The sequence below is a fragment of the Phytohabitans maris genome (genome assembly GCF_031085175.1).
Taxonomy (GTDB): Bacteria; Actinomycetota; Actinomycetes; order Mycobacteriales; family Micromonosporaceae; genus Phytohabitans; species Phytohabitans maris.
On sequence record NZ_JAVHUY010000005.1, the window covers coordinates 237,441 to 255,252 of the forward strand.

General features: G+C 71.1%; 18 protein-coding genes and 1 pseudogene. 12 read left to right on the forward strand and 7 right to left on the reverse strand.

Annotation, left to right across the window (positions count from 1 at the left end):
• The first annotated feature begins 42 nt into the window (after positions 1-42).
• The 3 genes from RB614_RS07370 to RB614_RS07380 are packed head-to-tail and all read left to right on the forward strand — an operon-like array spanning position 43 to position 3,354.
• Positions 43-2,682, forward strand: a complete 2,640-nt coding sequence (locus RB614_RS07370; RefSeq protein ID WP_308711607.1) for an MGH1-like glycoside hydrolase domain-containing protein — start codon at positions 43-45, stop codon at positions 2,680-2,682.
• A gap of 37 nt (positions 2,683-2,719) precedes the next feature.
• Positions 2,720-2,944 (forward strand): AbrB/MazE/SpoVT family DNA-binding domain-containing protein, encoded by a 225-nt coding sequence (locus RB614_RS07375; protein ID WP_308711608.1) that lies wholly within the window; start codon positions 2,720-2,722, stop codon positions 2,942-2,944.
• Between the two features lie 2 nt (positions 2,945-2,946).
• Entirely contained in the window at positions 2,947-3,354 is a 408-nt protein-coding gene (locus RB614_RS07380) for a type II toxin-antitoxin system VapC family toxin (protein WP_308711609.1), read from the forward strand.
• Positions 3,355-3,372: 18 nt separating this feature from the next.
• Here RB614_RS07380 and RB614_RS07385 read toward each other — a convergent pair whose 3' ends face one another.
• On the reverse strand, positions 3,373-3,966 hold the full coding sequence (locus tag RB614_RS07385) for a GNAT family N-acetyltransferase (RefSeq protein ID WP_308711610.1): 594 nt from the start codon (positions 3,964-3,966) through the stop codon (positions 3,373-3,375).
• On the reverse strand, positions 3,963-4,511 hold the full coding sequence (locus tag RB614_RS07390) for a mycothiol transferase (RefSeq protein ID WP_308711611.1): 549 nt from the start codon (positions 4,509-4,511) through the stop codon (positions 3,963-3,965). Before RB614_RS07390 ends, RB614_RS07385 begins: the two co-directional genes overlap by 4 nt.
• Positions 4,512-4,566: 55 nt before the next feature.
• On the opposite strand from RB614_RS07390, the gene RB614_RS07395 reads away from it, so the two are divergent.
• Positions 4,567-5,520, forward strand: coding sequence for a helix-turn-helix transcriptional regulator (locus tag RB614_RS07395; RefSeq protein ID WP_308711612.1), 954 nt, complete (start codon positions 4,567-4,569; stop codon positions 5,518-5,520).
• Here the strand turns inward: RB614_RS07395 and RB614_RS07400 are convergent.
• The 4 genes and pseudogenes from RB614_RS07400 to RB614_RS07415 all read right to left on the reverse strand — a co-directional run.
• A pseudogene (locus tag RB614_RS07400) lies at positions 5,513-5,899 on the reverse strand (NDP-hexose 4-ketoreductase); the annotation flags it as partial. The gene RB614_RS07395 and the pseudogene RB614_RS07400 sit on opposite strands and share 8 nt — an antisense overlap.
• Positions 5,900-7,214: 1,315 nt before the next feature.
• Entirely contained in the window at positions 7,215-8,663 is a 1,449-nt protein-coding gene (locus RB614_RS07405; RefSeq protein WP_308711613.1) for a serine hydrolase domain-containing protein, read from the reverse strand.
• Entirely contained in the window at positions 8,660-9,175 is a 516-nt protein-coding gene (locus RB614_RS07410; RefSeq protein WP_308711614.1) for an ArsR/SmtB family transcription factor, read from the reverse strand. Before RB614_RS07410 ends, RB614_RS07405 begins: the two co-directional genes overlap by 4 nt.
• 59 nt (positions 9,176-9,234) lie before the next feature.
• The gene (locus RB614_RS07415; protein WP_308711615.1) at positions 9,235-10,113 is read right to left on the reverse strand and encodes a class I SAM-dependent methyltransferase; all 879 of its coding nucleotides are present in this window, start codon (positions 10,111-10,113) and stop codon (positions 9,235-9,237) included.
• A gap of 182 nt (positions 10,114-10,295) precedes the next feature.
• On the opposite strand from RB614_RS07415, the gene RB614_RS07420 reads away from it, so the two are divergent.
• From RB614_RS07420 to RB614_RS07430, 3 genes are read left to right on the forward strand one after another with little or no spacing between them, the layout of a single operon-like run.
• Entirely contained in the window at positions 10,296-10,559 is a 264-nt protein-coding gene (locus RB614_RS07420; protein ID WP_173071955.1) for a winged helix-turn-helix domain-containing protein, read from the forward strand.
• A gap of 54 nt (positions 10,560-10,613) precedes the next feature.
• Positions 10,614-11,537 (forward strand): FAD-dependent oxidoreductase, encoded by a 924-nt coding sequence (locus RB614_RS07425; RefSeq protein ID WP_308711616.1) that lies wholly within the window; start codon positions 10,614-10,616, stop codon positions 11,535-11,537.
• A complete protein-coding gene (locus tag RB614_RS07430) occupies positions 11,534-12,106 on the forward strand; it encodes a TetR/AcrR family transcriptional regulator (protein ID WP_308711617.1) in 573 nt (190 codons plus the stop codon). The genes RB614_RS07425 and RB614_RS07430 overlap by 4 nt, the downstream gene beginning before the upstream one ends.
• A 119-nt stretch (positions 12,107-12,225) precedes the next feature.
• Here the strand turns inward: RB614_RS07430 and RB614_RS07435 are convergent, their stop codons facing one another.
• Positions 12,226-12,645, reverse strand: a complete 420-nt coding sequence (locus RB614_RS07435; RefSeq protein WP_308711618.1) for a RusA family crossover junction endodeoxyribonuclease — start codon at positions 12,643-12,645, stop codon at positions 12,226-12,228.
• Between the two features lie 377 nt (positions 12,646-13,022).
• On the opposite strand from RB614_RS07435, the gene RB614_RS07440 reads away from it, so the two are divergent.
• The 5 genes from RB614_RS07440 to RB614_RS07460 are packed head-to-tail and all read left to right on the forward strand — an operon-like array spanning position 13,023 to position 17,810.
• Positions 13,023-14,297, forward strand: coding sequence for an ABC transporter substrate-binding protein (locus tag RB614_RS07440; RefSeq protein ID WP_308711619.1), 1,275 nt, complete (start codon positions 13,023-13,025; stop codon positions 14,295-14,297).
• Positions 14,294-15,241: a carbohydrate ABC transporter permease gene (locus RB614_RS07445; protein WP_308711620.1), complete on the forward strand. Its 948-nt coding sequence runs from the start codon at positions 14,294-14,296 to the stop codon at positions 15,239-15,241. Before RB614_RS07440 ends, RB614_RS07445 begins: the two co-directional genes overlap by 4 nt.
• Positions 15,241-16,068: a carbohydrate ABC transporter permease gene (locus RB614_RS07450; RefSeq protein WP_308711621.1), complete on the forward strand. Its 828-nt coding sequence runs from the start codon at positions 15,241-15,243 to the stop codon at positions 16,066-16,068. Before RB614_RS07445 ends, RB614_RS07450 begins: the two co-directional genes overlap by 1 nt.
• Before the next feature lie 4 nt (positions 16,069-16,072).
• Complete coding sequence (locus tag RB614_RS07455; RefSeq protein ID WP_308711622.1) at positions 16,073-17,275, forward strand: ABC transporter ATP-binding protein; 1,203 nt, start codon at positions 16,073-16,075, stop codon at positions 17,273-17,275.
• Positions 17,276-17,333: 58 nt separating this feature from the next.
• Positions 17,334-17,810: a hypothetical protein gene (locus tag RB614_RS07460; protein ID WP_308711623.1), complete on the forward strand. Its 477-nt coding sequence runs from the start codon at positions 17,334-17,336 to the stop codon at positions 17,808-17,810.
• Positions 17,811-17,812: the final 2 nt, after the last annotated feature.

Genomic DNA, 17,812 nt, shown 5'->3' on the forward strand with positions numbered 1-17,812 from the left:
CCCGTGTGGTCACGACGACGGAAGGCGAAGGTGGCGAACGGGGTGACGCCCGCAGGCGACGCGGAGCATACGCGGCTGGCCCAGGCGAACGCGGGGGAACAGCCGTGGCGGTCCTGGGGGCCGTACCTGTCGGAGCGGGCCTGGGGCACGGTCCGGGAGGACTACTCGGAGCACGGCACGGCCTGGGACTACTTCCCGCACGACTGCGCCCGTTCGCGCACCTACCGGTGGAACGAGGACGGCATGGCCGGGGTCTGCGACGACCGCCAGACGTTCTGCTTCGCCCTCGCCCTCTGGAACGGCCAGGACCCCATCCTCAAGGAGCGGATGTTCGGCCTCGGCGGCGACGGGGGCAACCACGGCGAGGACGTCAAGGAGTACTGGTGGTACGAGGACTCCACCCCGACCCACTCCTGGATGCGCTGGCGCTACCACTACCCGCAGTCCGCCTTCCCCTACGACGACCTGGTGGCCGTCAACGCCGCCCGGGGCCGTGACGAGACCGAGTACGAGCTCGTCGACACCGGCGTCTTCGACGACGACCGCTACTGGGCGGTGACCGTCGACTACGCCAAGGCCTCGCCCACCGACATGTGCATCGTGGTCAACGTGGCCAACCGCGGTCCGGACACCGCGACGCTGCACGTGTTGCCCACGTTGTGGTTTCGCAACACCTGGTCCTGGGGGCTGCCCGGGCGCGACCAGGTGCCGGTGCTGCGCGGCGGCGACGGCCGGCTGGTCGGCGAGCACTGGGTGCTCGGCCAGATCGTGCTGCAGGGCGAGGGCGACCCGACCGTGCTCTGCTGCGACAACGAGACGAACACGCAGCGGCTGTGGGGGCTGCCCGGCCGCAGCGAGTACCCGAAGGACGGCATCAACGACCACGTGGTCGACGGCGCCGGCACGGTAAACCCGGCGCTGACCGGGACAAAAGGGGCGCTCCACTACCAGCTGACCGTCCCGCCCGGCGGGGAGATGTGGATCCGGCTGCGGCTCACGCTCACCTCGCCGCCCCCGGGCAACGAGGCGGCGCCCCTGCTCGACCTGGGCCGGGAGTTCGACCGGGTGGTCGCCGCGCGGCGGGCCGAGGCCGACGCGTACTTCGCCGGCCTCACCCCCAAGGGCGCGAGCCGCGACGAGACGCTCGTGCTCCGGCGGGCGATCGCCGGGCTCATGTGGGGCAAGCAGTTCTACCACTTCGACGTCGAGCAGTGGCTGGGCGGCGACCCGGCCAGCGCGCCCCCGCCGGCCGGCCGCAAGCACGGGCGCAACAGCGCCTGGTGGCACATGAACAGCTTCGACGTGATCTCCATGCCGGACCCCTGGGAGTACCCCTGGTACGCGGCCTGGGACCTGGCCTTCCACTGCGTCACGCTGGCCCGGGTCGACCCGGAGTTCGCCAAGCAGCAGGTGCTGCTGCTCCTGCGCGAGTGGTACATGCACCCCAACGGCCAGATCCCGGCGTACGAGTGGGCGTTCGGCGACGTCAACCCGCCCGTGCACGCCTGGGCGGCGCTGCGCGTCTTCGAGATCGACGGCGGCCGCGACTACGACTTCCTCGCCCGGGTGATGCACAAGCTCCTGCTCAACTTCACCTGGTGGGTCAACCGCAAGGACATCAACGGCAACAACGTCTTCGAGGGCGGCTTCCTCGGCCTGGACAACGTCGGCCCGTTCGACCGCTCGGCCGCGCTGCCGGTGGCCGGGGTGCTGGAGCAGTCCGACGGCACCGGCTGGATGGCCATGTACGCGCTCAACCTGCTCGACATGGCCGTGCGCCTGGCCGAGCACGACCGGGCGTACGAGGACGTGGCCACCAAGTTCTTCGAGCACTTCGCGTACATCGCGGCCGCCGCGTACCACCAGGGGCTCTGGGACGAGGGCGACTCGTTCTTCTACGACCAGCTCCGCCTCCCCGACGGCAGCACGGTGCCGCTCAAGGTGCGCTCGGTGGTCGGCCTGCTCCCGCTCGCCGCCACCACCACCGTCACCTCGCGTACGCTCGGCCGGCTGCCGGAGCTGGCCGCGCGGCTGCGCTGGTTCCTGACCAACAAGCCGGCGTACGCGGACGTGGTCGGCGCCCGCCGGATGGCCGGCGACGGCCTCAAGCGGCGCCTGCTGTCGATGGTCGGCCCGGAGCAGATCGTGCGGATCCTGACCCGCATGCTCGACGAGGAGGAGTTCCTCTCCCAGTACGGGCTGCGCACGCTCTCCCGCCGCCACCTGGACAAGCCGTTCACCGTCGAGCTGGGCGGGCAGGAGTTCGCGGTCGGGTACGAGCCGGCCGAGTCCACCAGCGGCCTCTTCGGCGGCAACTCCAACTGGCGCGGCCCGATCTGGATGCCCACCAACTACCTGCTGATCTGCGCGCTGCGCGACTACGCCGACTTCTTCGGCGACGGGCTGATGATCGAGCACCCGACCCGCTCGGGCAAGAAGCGGACGCTCAACGAGGTCGCCGACGACCTCTCCGACCGCCTGATCTCCCTCTTCGTGCCCGACGAGTGGGGCCGCCGCCCGATGTACGGCGCGTGCGAGCTCTTCCAGACCCACCCCGACTGGAAGGACCTGATCGCCTTCCCGGAGTACTTCCACGGCGACAACGGCGCCGGCCTCGGCGCGTGGCACCAGACCGGCTGGACCGCGCTCGTCGCCGACCTGATCCTCACCACCCGCCGCTAGCCGGTAAGATTCGTACGAGTATTACGTAGGAGGCGACATGCGGGTCACTACCAAGGGTCAAGTGACGATCCCCGTCGAGATCAGGGAGCGCTTCGGGTTCCTGCCGGACACTGAGGTGGAGTTCGTGGTCCAGGACGACATCGTCCGGCTGCGACGCGTCGATCAGCCTGAGCATCGGCGTGGAGACCGAGTGATCAGCCGTCTGCGTGGGCGCGCCAAGGGCAAGATGACCACCGACGAGATCCTCGCGCTGACCAGGTAGCAGTGGGCGTCACGCTGGTCGACAGCAACGTGTTGCTGGACATCGCGACCGAAGACCCTCAGTGGTACGCCTGGTCGGAAACGGCGCTCATCGATGCAGCCGACAGTGGCCAGCTAGCGATCAATCCAATCGTCTACGCCGAAGTCTCCATCGGTTTCCCTACGATCGAGGAGCTGGAGGATGCTGTCCCAGCCGACACCTTCGCGCGTCTGAAGCTGCCATACGAGGCTGGCTTCCTAGCTGGCAAGGCGTTCCTCAGCTACCGGCGACGAGGCGGCGCCAAGGCAACGCCCCTGCCGGACTTCTACATCGGCGCGCATGCCGCGATCGAGGGCTATCGGCTGCTCACCCGCGATGCGACCCGGTACCGCGCCTATTTTCCCACTGTGGACGTCATTGCGCCGCAATGACGTCCTGACCATCCGCCGTCATTGGATGTCGACGCGCATGACGACGCGGCGTTTGGTCGGGTGGGCGACCTCCGTAAAGCCGGCCTCCTCGAAGACCTGCCGGGCGCCGACGTGCAGCTCGCCCCAGGTGATCACCTTGCCCGGCTCGGTGATCATCGGGTAGGCCTCGAGCGCCCGCGCGCCCCGCTCCCGGGCGAAGCCGACCGCGGCCTTGGCGAGGTCGTACGTGAGGCCGCGCCCGCGGTAGCCGGCGCGCACCGCGAAGCAGGTCACCGCCCACACGTCGGGGTCGTCCTTGTCTTCCTGGCGGCCGCTCCAGGGAACGGGCATGGTGCGCAGCTTCGGGTACGCGACGCGCGGCTCGACCGCGACCCAGCCGGCCGGCTCGCCGTCCGCGTACGCCACGAGGCCGCTGGTCGCCGGGGCGTCCGGGTCGCCGCAGGCGGTCTGTGCCCGCAGGGCCTCGCTCCGCTCCTCCTGCGTCGAGTCGCGCCAGATCCAGCCGACGACCTTGAACCGCTGGCACCGGCACCGGCCCGGGTAGGAGCCGCCGAAGACAGCGGTGAGGTCCTCCCACGACGCCTCGTTGGCGGGGACGACGCGGACGTTCACCGCGGCGGGTCTTCGCCCACGAGGCCGTCGACCGCCTCGCGCAGCAGGTCGGCGTGGCCCACGTGCCGGGCGTACTCGTCGTGCAGGTCGACCAGCAGCCGCCGCAGGTTGGGTGAGCGGCCGTCCCGGGTGACGAACCTCGTCGGCTGGTCCAACCCGCCCTCGGCCAGCACCTTCGCCAGCGCCGCCTGCCGCCGCTCGACCGCGTCCCGCCACAGCGCGTACAGCTCGTCGGGCGAGTCGCCGGCCGCGCTGTGCCAGCACCAGTCGGGGTCGGCCTCGAAGTCCTCCGTGCGCCACGGCCCCACCGGCGGCCCGCCGGTCAGGTCGCGCGCGGTGTAGTACGCCTCGACGAAGGCCATGTGCTTGAGGAGGCCGCCGAGCGTCATCGTGGACGGCGGGTGCGGGCGGCGCAGCCCCGCGGCGTCCAGGCCGCCGCACTTCCACGCGAACTGGGCGCGGGAGCGGTCGAGCGCGAAGAGCATCGTCTCCACCTCGTCGGCGCTCAGCGACGGCTCCTGGATCGTGGTGTCGAGAACGGTCATGCCCGACATGCTAGGTTGCATTCCGGTCGTTTCGCTTCCGGAATGTGGGGATGCCGTGAGACCCGACGCGAGTCCCACCGCCCGGGCGCTGCTCGCGCTCGAGCTGGTGCAGGGCAGCCCGGGCATCACCGCGGAGCGGATCGCCGGCAAGCTCGGGGTCTCCGACCGGGCCGCCCGGCGGTACGTCGAGATCCTCCGCGAGGCCGGCATCCCGATCGAGTCCGAGCGCGGGCCGCACGGCGGCTACCGGCTCGGCCGCGGGCTGCGGCTGCCGCCGCTGATGTTCACCGGCATCGAGGCGCTCGGCCTGGTCATGGCGGTGCTCGACGGCCACCACGACGCCGCCGACCCCACCGACCCGGTCGGCAGCGCGCTCGGCAAACTCGTCCGGGCACTGCCCGAGTCGGTCGCCGCCCAGGCCGAGGCGGTCCGCCGCAGCGCCGCGCCCGCGCCCGACCGGGCCGCCGCGCGGCCAGACCCACAGACCACGACCGCGCTGGTACAGGCTCGCGCGCTGGGACGCCGGGTGCGCCTGGGCTACCGCCCGGAGGCCGGTCCGGAACGGGTCTTCGAGGTCGACCCCTGGGCCGTCGTGGTCCGCCACGGCCGCTGGTACCTGCTCTGCTGGTCACACACCTCGGGCGCGCGCCGCGCGTACCGGATAGACCGGATCCTCGACGTGGCCGTGCTGGACGCGGCCTTCAGCCCGCCCGCGGACCTCGACCCGGTGTCCATGTTGGAGGAACACCTGGCGGTCGGCTGGGAGTACGACACCGAGGTGCTCGTCGACCTCCCCGCCGAGCAGCTGTCCCGCTGGCTGCCGCGTGCACTGGGCCGCGTCGAGCCGGTCGACGCCGGCAGCTGCCGGCTGGTCGGCACGACGAGCAACCCCATCTGGTACGCGGAGCAGCTCGCCGCCGTGCCCCGGATCGCCCGGGTGGTGGGCGGTCCGGAGCTGCGGCAGGCCGTGCACGCGCTAGGCAAGCGCCTCCTCGCGGCGGCTACATGACCAGGTGGGCGCCGTCGACGTCGTCCGGGGTGCCGGCGCAGTCGACGTCTACGATCTGGCCGGGCTTGAGCTCGGTGACGAGTATCCGCTCGGCCAGGCTGTCCTCGACCTCGCGCTGGACGAGGCGCCGCAGCGGCCGGGCGCCGAGCGCCGGGTCGAATCCCTTGCGGGCCAGGTACTCTCGGGCGCTGTCGGTCAGGCGCAGCCCCATGCCCTTGTGGCGCAGCCGGCTGTCGATCCGCGCCACCATCATGTCCACGATGGACAGCATCTCCTCCGGCCGGAGCTGGTGGAAGACGATCGCGTCGTCCACGCGGTTGAGGAACTCGGGGCGGAAGTGCTGCTTGAGCGCCTCGCTGACCTTGGCCTTCATCCGCTCGCTGCCGGCTCCGCGACGCAAGCCCACCCCAAGCGACGCCCGCGCTCACCGCCCGCCGCGGGTGCGTCGAGGCTGTGGAGTCGCACGCACAGACGGGGCAGCTCCAGAGCTTCCCCACGGTGGTGAGGAGCAACGGTCCGGACCTGATGCCACTCACGCAGGTTCGATCAAGGTGTGGGCTGGGCGCGCTCAGAAGCGTCAGGCCGTCGCCCGGCGCGGGCGGGCAGTCGAGATCGTGGTACGCAGATGCCCTCGGGCGGGCGGATTCGTACCATGATCTGCTGGGGTGGTCCGCTGTTGAGGTGTACTCGGGGGTCGAGGTCGGTGCGCCAGTTGACCGGCGTTCCGGGGTAGTCCCGGTCGCCCCGTGGTGCACGGCCGCCTGGCCTTGATCAAAACTTGGGGGTGAGTGGCGTTGGGTCTGGACCGTTGCTCGTTGGTGGTCTCACCCTCGGCGCCCGGCGGCCTCAACCCCGCCGGTGTGCTGGCTCGGCTCCGCCGTGAGACTCCGCGCCGATCGAGGGCGGGCGTGCGGCCGTCCGACCACGCCACTGTGGACCCTGGCCCGGAAGCAGCAAAATCCCTGACTTTGCTGCTTCCGCCCGCCGACGTGGCAGCAAAGTCAGGGATTTTGTTGGGATCTTGAGGCGCGCGGCGCGAGGGCGGGGCGTATGTCGGGCGGCGTTGGGCGGACGGCGGTGGGGCGGTGGATGGTTGTGGAAACGTGGAGGGGTGTGGGCGGTCATCTGAAATTCCGAATCGACGGACAGCAAGCTGAAACTTCTTGCAGGACTTGCCGCTACGCCAGGTAGCGCACAGGAACCGCTGCGGCAGCGACATCCGCCCGTTGCTCGACACTCCGGTCCATCGATGGCAATTAGTGCGGCCACGTCGTCCGGTGGCAAGCCGACCCGCACCACAGGCGCGTCTTGCGCGCCGAGGAGCGGAAGCGGCGCGGCAGCGCCCGTGCGCGGACCGATCGTCCATCGATCAGGCTGGACACAGTGCGGCGGCCGACCATTGGCCACGTCACCTTCGGTAGCCTCGGCTGTCCGCCGATCCGGAGCCGACGTGTCCGCCAGATCGGAGAGGCGCGTCCGCCCATTCGGAGATTTTCATGTCCGCTAGCGGAGGGTGAGGCCGCGGGAGCGACGGTTGGGCCCCAGTGCCACTCACCGTGGTGAAGCCGGTCCTGCCCTGCGCCCCTTCCTTCAATGAGGCGGGGAAGGTGGGGTTGCGGTAGCTCAAGTCCTCTTTCGGGTTTGGAACTTCTCGAAGCCGCCGACGGCCGAAGCAACCCCGACTCCGAGCCTCGCTAGAGGATCACCGCCCAGGTGACTAGCGCGGCGGCGAGCGCCACGTTGACCGCCGTCGTGGTCCAGCGTAGCCAGGGGTACCGGGTGCGGCCGTTGGTCGGCGCGGACGGCCAGCGCCGGGCGGCTCGGACCGCCGCGTAGCCGCTGAGGCCGGCGCCGACCGCCCACACCAGCGGCGGCACGGACTGCCAGGTGCCCACCGCGTACGCCAGGGCCGGTAGCGCGACCGCCCACACCGCGTTGGAGACCAGCCGCAGCCGGTCGGTGGCGGGCTGGCGGGCGACGCTGAGCAGGCCCCAGGCGCCGGCCAGGCTGAGGAAGACGGTCACGCCGATCCGGATCGCGCCGCGTACGTCGAAGCCGCCCTCCTCGCCCTCGGTGCCCAGCAGGCGGCGGCCGAGGTCGTCGACCGAGCGGTCGGTGTTGCCGAGCACCACCACGCCGCGGCCCGCCGAGCGGTCGAAGCCCAGGTACGCGCTGAAGCCGCCGGTGCCGCCATTGTGCCAGGTGATCCCGTCCGGCTCGGTGAACCAGCCGTACCCGATCCGCTCGCCGTCGCCGGCGTCGAAGCGGGGGTCCGCTGCGGCGGCGCCCGGTGCGCTGCCGTCCATTGTGGCCGATACCAGCGTGGCCAGGTCGGCGGCGGTGGACCAGGCGCCGACGCCGGCCGGTGCGTAGCCGGAGCCGCGCCACGGGTCGACCGACCGCCCGCCGGCCGTGAACCCCTGGGCGTGCGGCGACGGCAGCGCGTATCCGGTCGCCGTCATGCCCAGCGGGTCGAGCAGCCGCTGCCGCAGCAGCTCCGGATACGGTACGCCGGCTCGTTGGGCGAGCGCGTGCCCCAGCACCGCCATCCCGTAGTTGCTGTAGCCGACCCCCTGCGCGCCACCGGACGCCGACGCGGTGCCCACAGTGGACAGCAGCCACTCCGTGTCCGCCCCGGCGTACGGATCGGTCCCGCCCAGCGTGCTCAACCCGGTGCTCAGCCCCTGCACCGGGCCGGTGATCCGCACGCTGGGCAGCCCGGAGCGGTGGCTGGCCAGCTCCTCGGCGGTCTTCGCGGCGGTGTCCGGGTCTTCGAAGTCCACAGTGGGCAGAAGATCGCGCAGCGGCGTGTCCGGGTGCACGGTGCCGTCGCGGGCCAGGTCGGCCAGGAGCATCCCGGTCAGCGGCTTGCCGATCGACCCGATCTCGAAGCGCGTGTCCGCGCCGACCCGCCCGCCGGTCCCGTCGTCGCCGAGCCCCGCGATGCGCACGGCGTCGCGGGTCACGTACGCCACGGCCAGGCCGCGATAGCCGGTCGGGTCGTCCACCATGGAGCGTACCAGCGCGCCGAGCTGAGCGTCCCCTGTGGACTCGCCACCGAGCTCGGTCGGCCGTGGCCCGGCCAGCCAGCCCAGCGCGGCCACGAGCACGGCGGCCAGCACCGCCCACCTGTCCCACCTCATCGCGTCGCCGCCGTGAGCGTCACCAGCAGCGGCACCACCCGTTCCGCGGGCACCACGTACTGCCCGCGGCCGGTCGCGCGCAGCCACCCGGCGCCGACCAGCTGGCGCAGATGGTGGTAGAGCTGGCCGCTGGTGCCCAGACCCTCCACTTCGGACAGCTCCGACGCGGCATGCCGCCCGCCGAGCACCTCGCGCAGCAGCCGCAGCCGCACCGGGTGGGCGAGCGCGGAGAGCGCGCCGGCTGCGGCCGACCAGTCCTCGGCCATCAGGTCCGCGGCCGCCGCGCCGTACTGCCACTCGTACCGCTCGCCCTCCGCCGGCGCCACGACCCCGGCGTAGAGGACGGCTCCGGCGCCGCCGGTCACTCGCCGTTTGAGCCCCTCCAAAGCCCAGAAGACATCCCTGGTACGCGGGACGGCCTCGCCGGCCTCCGGCGGTGACCGGTCCAGCCGGGCGGCGAGCGCCGTCACCTGCTCTTCCAGGGCGGCGACGCGTTCCTCCAGAGACGTCATGCACCCGAGTATTACGCAATTACGTAGTTACGACAAATGCTCGCGCTGTCCGGCGCGACTTATGGGGCAGGGGCGTGGCCGATCGTGGAGTAGAGGAAGTGGCCGCGGATGACCAGGCCGGAGCGGGGGTCGCGGACCAGCCACTCCAGGTGGTCGAGTTCGCCGCCGGTCAGGCCGGCGTCCAGGAGGCGTTCGCGAAAGAGCGCCAGGTTGACCGTCACCAGCAGCGCGCCGGGGCTGCCGGCCGGCCAGACCGGGGAGTGGATCGCGGTCTCCACCCGGCGCAGTCCGGCGGCCACCATCTTGGCGTGGATGCGGGTGGCCCAGGTCGGGTCGTTGTCGAGGATGCCGATCAGGGCGTGCTGGTAGCGGTCGAACAGCGCCACGTCGGCCGGCTCCGGCGCGTCCAGCACGAGGTGCTCCACGCTGACGTGCCAGTCTTCGACCACCAGGCTGCCGCCCGGGCGGAGGGCGGCGGCCAGCTTGCGGAGCACCCGCTCCCGCTCGGGCAGGTGGAGCAGGAGCAGGCGGGCGTGGACCAGGTCGTACGGCGGGTCGGGCACCGGGTCGGCCACGATGTCGTGGGCGAGCACCTGGATGCCGGCGTCCTCGCTCAGGTGGCTGGGTTTGAGGTCGGTGGCGACCACGGAGGCGCCCCGGTCGGCCAGCCACCGCGCGATGCTGCCGGCGCCGGCGCCCACCTCCAGGCAGCGAAAAGCGTCCGTGCCGGCCGCCGGGTCGGCAACGGTGCTCGCGCCGGCCGCCGGGTCGGGAACGGGATCCGGGCCGCGGAAGGGGCCCAGCGCCGGGCCGGCGGTGGCGTACGCATCCACTGTGGATAGCCGTGCCTTGGTGAAGTCGTCGAGCATCGCGGAGAGGCAGGCGTGCTGCTGGACCGCCGCGTCCACGTCGTTGTCGTAGGCGTAGCCGCCGGGCATCGAACCTCCTGGAAGGGTGAGGCGACCCGGGCCACCAGGTTGCCGACCAAGGGGCGGGGTCGCCTCACCGAACGCCAACCTAGGGTTCTAAGGACCCAGAGTCAATTGGGTACGACGAATACTTGAGACCCCAGGGCGGGCATGATCAAATGTCATACGCCGACCAAGGGGAGTGCCAGCACATGCCCGCCGTGCCTGTTTACCGCAAGATCATTAACGACATCCGCGAGCGGATAGAGTCCGGTGAGCTCAAGGCGGGCGACAAGCTGCCCTCGATCGCCGAGCTGATGCAGGCGTACGAGTGCAGCGACACCCCGGTCAAAGCGGCGCTGGGCCGCCTGCAGGACGCCGGGGTGCTCGAGGGCCATCAGGGCCGCGGTGTCTACGTCATGGGCAAGCCCGTCAAGGGCACGTCGTCGGCGATTTCGTCCTCCCCAGGCCAGTAGAATCACGCGCGAGTCAACCGTACCGGGCACCGGAAGGTGGTACATCCACCCCAAATGTTCGACGTCGTGGTGGTCGGCGCGGGCGTGATCGGGCTGACGTCCGCGGTCCGCCTGCGGGAGGCTGGCGCCCGGGTCGCCCTGGTGGCCGCCGATCCACCCGCCGAGACCGTCTCCGCCGTGGCCGCCGCCGTCTGGTACCCCACGCGCACCGACCCCGACCCCCGGGTGCTGGCCTGGGCCGGGCAGACCTACGACGAGCTGGCCCGCCAGGCGGCCGCCGGTGTGCCCGGGGTGGTCATGCGCCGCACCCGGATGGCCGTCCAGCCGTCCGACGACCCGTGGTGGGCGCAAGTCGTACCCCATTTTGAAGACCACGGCCGTGAGTGGCGGTTCACCGTGCCCACCGTGGAGATGGGCCCTTACCTGGAGTGGCTCGTGGCGCGGCTGGCCGGCGGCGGTGTGTCGCTGGAGCGCCGGCGCCTGCGCGACCTGGCGGAGGCCGCGGAGCTGGCCCCCGTGGTGGTCAACGCCACCGGCCTCGCGGCCGGTGAGCTCTGCGCGGACGCCGCGGTGGTCCCGGCCCGCGGGCGGGTCGTGCTGGTCGCCAACCCGGGCATCGAGACGTCGGTACGGGACGAGCACCACCCGGCCGGCATGGTCTATGTGCACCCCCGGTCGCGGGACGTGGTGCTGGGCGGCACGTTCGAGCCGGGGGAGTGGGACACCGGGCCGGATCCGCGGGCGGCGGCGCAGATCGTGGCCCGCTGCACGGAGCTGGTACCGGAGCTGGCCGGCGCTCCCGTGCTCGGCGAGCGGGCCGGGCTGCGGCCGGTGCGCCGCGGCGGCCCGCGGGTGGGCCTGGACCCCGCGTTACTGCCCGGCGGTGCCCGAATGATCCACAACTACGGGCACGGAGGGGCCGGGGTGACGCTGTCCTGGGGCTGCGCGGCCAGCGTTCTCGTAGACTTCGGGCCGTGACCTCGGTCCAGATCACGCAGAGCCACACCCTCCGGCGGGACGCCCGGCGCAACCGGGCGCTGATCATCGAGGCGGCGCGCGAGGTGTTCGCGGGCGCCGGCTTCGGTGCGCCCCTGGACGCGGTGGCCCGGCGCGCCGGCGTCGGGCGGGGCACGCTCTACCGCCACTTCCCGGACCGCTACACGCTGGCGGTCGCCATCTTCGAAGACAACGTGCGCGACATCGAGGAGCTCGCGGCGGCGTACGAGGGGCGCGCGGACGCGTTCGACGCGCTGCTGCGGGCGCTGGTCGACCACCAGGTGCGCAGCCACGGCCTGCACCAGGCGCTCGACAAGGGCACCGAGGCGCCGGAGCTGCAGGCGCTGGCCGAGCGGGTGGTGCGGGCGTTCGCCGAGCCGGTCCGGCGGGCCCAGGAGGACGGCGTGCTCCGCGCCGACCTGGTCAAGGAGGACCTGCTCGACATCATGCGCATGGTGGCGTCGGTCATCGAGCGGGTCGACGACGTCGAGCGCCGCCGGGCCAGCGCCGACCGCGCGATGGACCTGCTCCGCAACGGCCTGCGCGGCTGACGCCCGCTCCCGCCCGCTCCCGCGCCCTCCCGCGCCGCTCCCGCGCGCTCCCGTGCCGTGATCAAAGCTCCCTTCATGTCGTTCTAGCGACGTGGCGGGAGCTTTGATCACCGGGGGGGCTAGAGGGTGGAGACGCGCACCGTGTACGACGGCTCGTCCGCGTGCTCCTCGCGGTAGGAGAGCTGGCGGATCTGGCGGTCGTCGACGTAGAGCGCCACGTCGACCAGGACGCCCAGGTGGGCCAGGCTCATCACCCGCGCCGAGCGCCGCTTGTCCTGGAGCACGTCGCCGATCCCGCCGAGGAAGTTGGTGGCGTCGCCGCTGTGGTGGCCCGGTGGGCGGCGCAGCACGACGTCGAGCGCGACCGGGTCGGCCAGCGCGGTCCAGCCGGTGCGCTGCGCCTCCGCGCAGGCCGCCTCCAGCAGCACGCGCACGCGCCCGGCCTGGCGGTTACCGGCGGCGAGGACGGAGAGTGCCTCGTTCTTCAGCGGCGGCAGCCCGCTCACGTCGAACGTGATCGCCGCGATGGTGTCTTTCACGATCCTGCCCTCCGGATCGTCCAACAAGGAGGATCGGCTTCGGCGGCGACCCGCGACCCGACCGTACCGACGCGGTTCGCCTACGGGACAGGGTCCGTTCGTGCACATTTCCCTATCGACGCTTGTGAGCGTGGATCATTTTGCCCCGATATCGTGGAGTTGATCCTTATAGTGAAGTCGCCAGGTTTGACGTCCGGGCGGACGGGGGAGAAGGGGCGCACGAACGATCCTCTCGAGGCTGGTCGTTGGGCACGCGACGCGACGACCGGCCGGGGGTGACAGATCACGCGTCGACGCCGACGCGCTCGCGCCGCGGCGGTAGGGGTACCCGCGGGCGCTGCGCCTTTCCGGCGCCCGACCGGAGGGAGGCGAGGCCGGTGCGGAAGACGAGACGGACGGCGTGGCGGGCCAGGAGGGTGGGCGCGGCCGCCGCCGCGCTGGCGCTGCTCGGGCCGCTGGCCGCGTGCGGCGGCGACGAGGGCGGCACACCCACCATCAACCTGTACTACGCGCCCGAGCAAAACCTGCAGAAGGTCGTCGACGACTGCAACGCCGAGGCGGCCGGGCGCTACCGGATCAGCTACCAGGTGCTGCCGCGCGGCGCCGACGACCAGCGGGTGCAGATGGTGCGCCGGCTGGCCGCCGAAGACGACGGCATGGACGTGCTGGGCCTCGACATCACGTGGACGCAGGAGTTCGCCAGCGCCGACTGGATCCTGGAGTGGACCGGTGACAACCAGGCGCAGGCCGAGCAGGGCACGCTCGCCGGGCCGCTGGCCAGCGCCGAGTACCAGGACAAGCTCTTCGCCGCGCCCAAGAACACCAACGTGCAGCTGCTCTGGTACCGCACCGACCTGGTGCCGCAGCCGCCGAGCACCTGGGACGAGATGATCCAGCAGTCGCTGGACCTCAAGGGGCAGGGCAAGCCGTACCAGGTCATCACGATGGGCGCGCAGTACGAGGGGCTCGTCGTGCTCTACAACACGATCACCGTCAGCGCCGGCGGCCACATCCTCGACGACGAGGGCACCGACGTGGTCTTCGACCAGGGCGCGGTGCGCGGGCTGGAGATCCTGCACCGCTTCGCCACGGCCGGCGTGACCAGCCCGTCGTTCACGAACTCCATCGAGGACGACGCGCGGCTGCAGTTCCAGGGCGGCAACGCGGCCTTCCAGCTCAACTGGCCGTTCGTCTACCCGGCCATGCAGGAGGCGGCGCCGGACCTCGCGGCGAAGGTGCGGTGGGCGCGCTACCCGGGCGTCGACGCGGGTACGCCGAGCAAGGTGACCATCGGTGGGTACAACCTCGCGGTCTCCCGCTACTCCAAGCACCCGCAGGAGGCGTTCGACGCGGCGCTGTGCCTGCGCAACGCCGAGCACCAGAAGTTCTCCGCGATCAACGACGGCGTACCGCCGACGATCGAGAGCGTCTACGCCGATCCGGAGATGACGGAGGCGTACCCGATGAAGGACACGATCCTGGAGGAGCTGCGGGACCCGGCCACCCGGCCGCTCTCCCCGGCGTACCAGAACATCTCGACGGTGATGTCGGCGACGCTCTCGCCGCCGGCGTCGATCCGGCCGGAGCACACCGCGAACGAGCTGCGTAAGTCCATAAAGGACGCGCTGGAGTCGAAGGGGGTGCTGCCATGAGTGCCACCTCGACGGCCGCGAAGCATCGCGCGCAGCCGCTGAGCCGGGCGGAGAAGGCGCGCCTGTCCGAGGGGAAGCGGGCCGAACGGCGGCTGGGCTGGCTGCTCTGCGCGCCGGCCGCGATCGTGATGGTCGCGGTGACCGCGTACCCGATCCTCTACTCGGTCTGGCTCTCGTTGCAGCGGTACGACCTGAAGTTTCCGGACGACCGCGAGTTCGTCGGCCTCTCCAACTACGTGACCGTGCTGGGCAACCAGTACTGGTGGACCGCGTTCGGCGTGACCATGCTGATCACCGTCGTGACGGTCGTGGTCGAGCTCGTGCTCGGCATGGCGCTGGCGCTCGTCATGCACCGCACCCTCGTCGGGCGGGGCATCGTGCGCACCTCCGCGCTGATCCCGTACGGCATCGTCACGGTGGTCGCCGCCTTCTCCTGGCGGTACGCGTGGACGCCCGGCACCGGCTACCTGGCCAACCTCTTCAGCGACAGCGCCCCGCTCACCGAGCGGGCCAGCTCCCTGGCCATCATCATGCTGGCCGAGATCTGGAAGACCACGCCGTTCATGGCGCTGCTGCTGATGGCCGGCCTCGCGCTGGTACCCGAGGACCTGCTGAAGGCGGCGGCGATGGACGGCGCGACCGCGTGGCAGCGGTTTACCAAGGTGATGCTGCCGGTGATGAAGCCGGCGATCCTGGTGGCGCTGCTCTTCCGCACGCTGGACGCCTTCCGGGTCTTCGACAACATCTACGTGCTGACCGCGGGCGCCAACGAGACCTCGTCGGTGTCGATGCTCGCGTACAACAACCTCATCAAGGGGCTCAACCTCGGCATCGGCTCCACCATGTCGGTGCTCATCTTCCTGACCGTGGCGATCATCGCGTTCGTCTTCGTGAAGCTCTTCGGCACGGCCGCCCCGGGCAGCTCTGAGGAAGGGAGGCGGTGATGGAGTCTCGTGGTGCGAAATGGCGCTGGGGACTGCTCGACGTCGTCGTCGTGGTCTTCGCGCTCATCCCGGTGCTGTGGATCATGTCGCTGTCGTTCAAGACCACGAACACGTTGACCGACGGGCACTTCATCCCGCGCGAGTGGACGCTCGAAAACTATAAAACCATCTTCCAGACCGACCAGTTCGTACGGGCCCTCGTCAACTCCATCGGCATCGCGCTGATCTCCACGCTCATCGCGGTGGTGCTCGGCACGATGGCCGCGTACGCGATCGCCCGGCTCGACTTTCCCGGCAAGGGGCTGCTGGTCGGCGTCTCCCTGCTGATCGCGATGTTTCCCCAGGTGTCGCTCGTCTCGCCGCTCTTCGACATCGAGCGGCGGCTGGGGCTCTTCGACACCTGGCCGGGGCTGATCCTGCCGTACATCACGTTCGCGCTGCCGCTGACCATCTACACGCTGTCGGCGTTCTTCAAGCAGATCCCGTGGGACCTGGAGAAGGCGGCCAAGATGGACGGTGCCACCCAGGGCGAGGCGTTTCGCAAGGTGATCGCGCCGCTGGCCGCGCCGGGCGTGTTCACCACCGCGATCCTCGCGTTCATCTTCTGCTGGAACGACTTCCTCTTCGCCATCTCGCTCACCTCCACCGAGCGGTCCCGCACGGTGCCGGTGGCGCTGTCGTTCTTCACCGGCGACTCGCAGTTCGAGGACCCGACCGGGTCCATCTCGGCGGCGGCTGTCGTCATCACCGTACCGATCATCCTGTTCGTGCTCTTCTTCCAACGCCGCATCGTCTCCGGTCTGACGTCCGGCGCGGTTAAGGGGTGACCCCATGGCAGACATCGTGCTGGACAAGGTCGGCAAGCAGTACCCGGACGGCACCGTCGCCGTCCGCGACGTCGACCTGGAGATCGCGGACGGCGAATTCGTCATCCTGGTCGGCCCGTCGGGCTGCGGCAAGTCCACATTGCTCAACATGATTGCCGGTCTGGAGGACATTTCCAGCGGCGAGCTGCGCATCGGCGGCGAGCGGATGAACGAGAAGGCGCCGCGCGACCGCGACATCGCGATGGTGTTCCAGTCGTACGCGCTCTATCCCAACATGACCGTCCGGGAGAACATGGCCTTCCCGCTGCGACTGGCCAAACTGGACAAAGCCACGATCGACGAGAAGGTCGCCGAGGCGGCCAAGGTACTGGAGCTGACCGAGCTGCTGGAACGCAAGCCGGCCAACCTCTCCGGCGGCCAGCGGCAGCGGGTGGCGATGGGACGGGCGATCGTGCGCAGCCCCAAGGCGTTCCTGATGGACGAGCCACTGTCCAACCTGGACGCCAAGCTGCGCGTACAGATGCGCACGGTCGTCTCCCGCCTGCAGAAGCGGCTCGGCACCACCACCGTGTACGTCACGCACGACCAGACCGAGGCGATGACCCTCGGCGACCGCGTGGTGGTGCTGCGGGCCGGCGTCGTGCAGCAGGTCGGCGACCCGCAGACGCTCTACGACCACCCGGCCAACCTCTTCGTCGCCGGCTTCATCGGCTCGCCCGCGATGAACTTCCTGAGCGCACGGGCCCTCGACGGCGCCCTTCGCACGGCGCTGGGTGACGTGCCGATCGGCGACCGCCTGCGCGGGATGCTGGAGCGGGGCGAGGCGCCGCAGGAGATGATCCTCGGCGTGCGGCCCGAGCACTTCGAGGACGCGGCGCTGGTCGACGAGGCGGCGCGGGCGAAGGGCCGGGAGTTCGAGGCGCCGGTCGAGCTGGTCGAGTCGATGGGCTCGGACAAGTACGTGTACCTGACCGTCGAGGGGGAGCGGGCCAGCTCGGCCGAGCTGGAGGAACTCGCCGCCGACGCGGGCGCAGCCGACCTGCCGGCCGGTGGTGCCAACCTGGTGACCCGCCTGTCGGCCGAGTCGCGGGTGCGGGAGGGCGGGCCGTACAAGGTGTGGTTCAACCTGGAGAAGATCCACCTCTTCGACCCGTCCGACGGCCGCAACATCACGCTGCACGAAGGGCGCGCGGCGGGGATCTCCTGAGGTCCGGGCCCGCCCGTGGTGAGCCTCTGGTCAGCCGGGTGGGCCAGGCTCGGGAGCCATGCATACTCTCCTGACCGCGATCGTGCTGGCGGCGGGGGCGTGGGTGCCCGCGCCCTCCGCCCCGTGGGACGTGCCGGCCGGTGCCCGCTGCGACTTTCCGGTGCACGCCGAGCCCGTCGTCGACGAGGTGAAGACCCGGGTGCTGGCCCGCTATCCGGACGGCTCGACGAAGCGCGAGGCGTACGTGGGCGACCTGGTCCTCGCCGTGACCAACACCGACAGCGGCGAGACGGTGGAGGTCGACCTGAGCGGCAGCGCCCTCGTCGAGTACCAGCCCGGCGGCACCCTCACCACCAACTCCACCTGGTACGTGGTGGGGCCGGCGCTCTTCGGCTTTCGCGAGGGCGGCGGCAACCGGCCGCGCGGGATCTGGGTCTTCGACGGCGTCTACACCGTGGCGTTCGATGCCAACGGCGTCAAGACCGTGACCGTGTACCACGGATCCGAGCGCGAGCTCTGCACCGAACTGGCGTGATC

Excerpts from the sequence above, each read along its gene's own strand:
- RB614_RS07375 (WP_308711608.1), top strand. The coding sequence starts at position 2,720 with ATGCGGGTCACTACCAAGGGTCAAGTGACGATCCCCGTCGAGATCAGG.
- RB614_RS07390 (WP_308711611.1), bottom strand. The coding sequence starts at position 4,511 with ATGACCGTTCTCGACACCACGATCCAGGAGCCGTCGCTGAGCGCCGAC.
- RB614_RS07405 (WP_308711613.1), bottom strand. The coding sequence starts at position 8,663 with ATGAGGTGGGACAGGTGGGCGGTGCTGGCCGCCGTGCTCGTGGCCGCG.
- RB614_RS07410 (WP_308711614.1), bottom strand. The coding sequence starts at position 9,175 with ATGACGTCTCTGGAGGAACGCGTCGCCGCCCTGGAAGAGCAGGTGACG.
- RB614_RS07415 (WP_308711615.1), bottom strand. The coding sequence starts at position 10,113 with ATGCCCGGCGGCTACGCCTACGACAACGACGTGGACGCGGCGGTCCAG.
- RB614_RS07420 (WP_173071955.1), top strand. The coding sequence starts at position 10,296 with ATGCCCGCCGTGCCTGTTTACCGCAAGATCATTAACGACATCCGCGAG.
- RB614_RS07425 (WP_308711616.1), top strand. The coding sequence starts at position 10,614 with ATGTTCGACGTCGTGGTGGTCGGCGCGGGCGTGATCGGGCTGACGTCC.
- RB614_RS07445 (WP_308711620.1), top strand. The coding sequence starts at position 14,294 with ATGAGTGCCACCTCGACGGCCGCGAAGCATCGCGCGCAGCCGCTGAGC.
- RB614_RS07450 (WP_308711621.1), top strand. The coding sequence starts at position 15,241 with ATGGAGTCTCGTGGTGCGAAATGGCGCTGGGGACTGCTCGACGTCGTC.
- RB614_RS07455 (WP_308711622.1), top strand. The coding sequence starts at position 16,073 with ATGGCAGACATCGTGCTGGACAAGGTCGGCAAGCAGTACCCGGACGGC.
- RB614_RS07460 (WP_308711623.1), top strand. The coding sequence starts at position 17,334 with ATGCATACTCTCCTGACCGCGATCGTGCTGGCGGCGGGGGCGTGGGTG.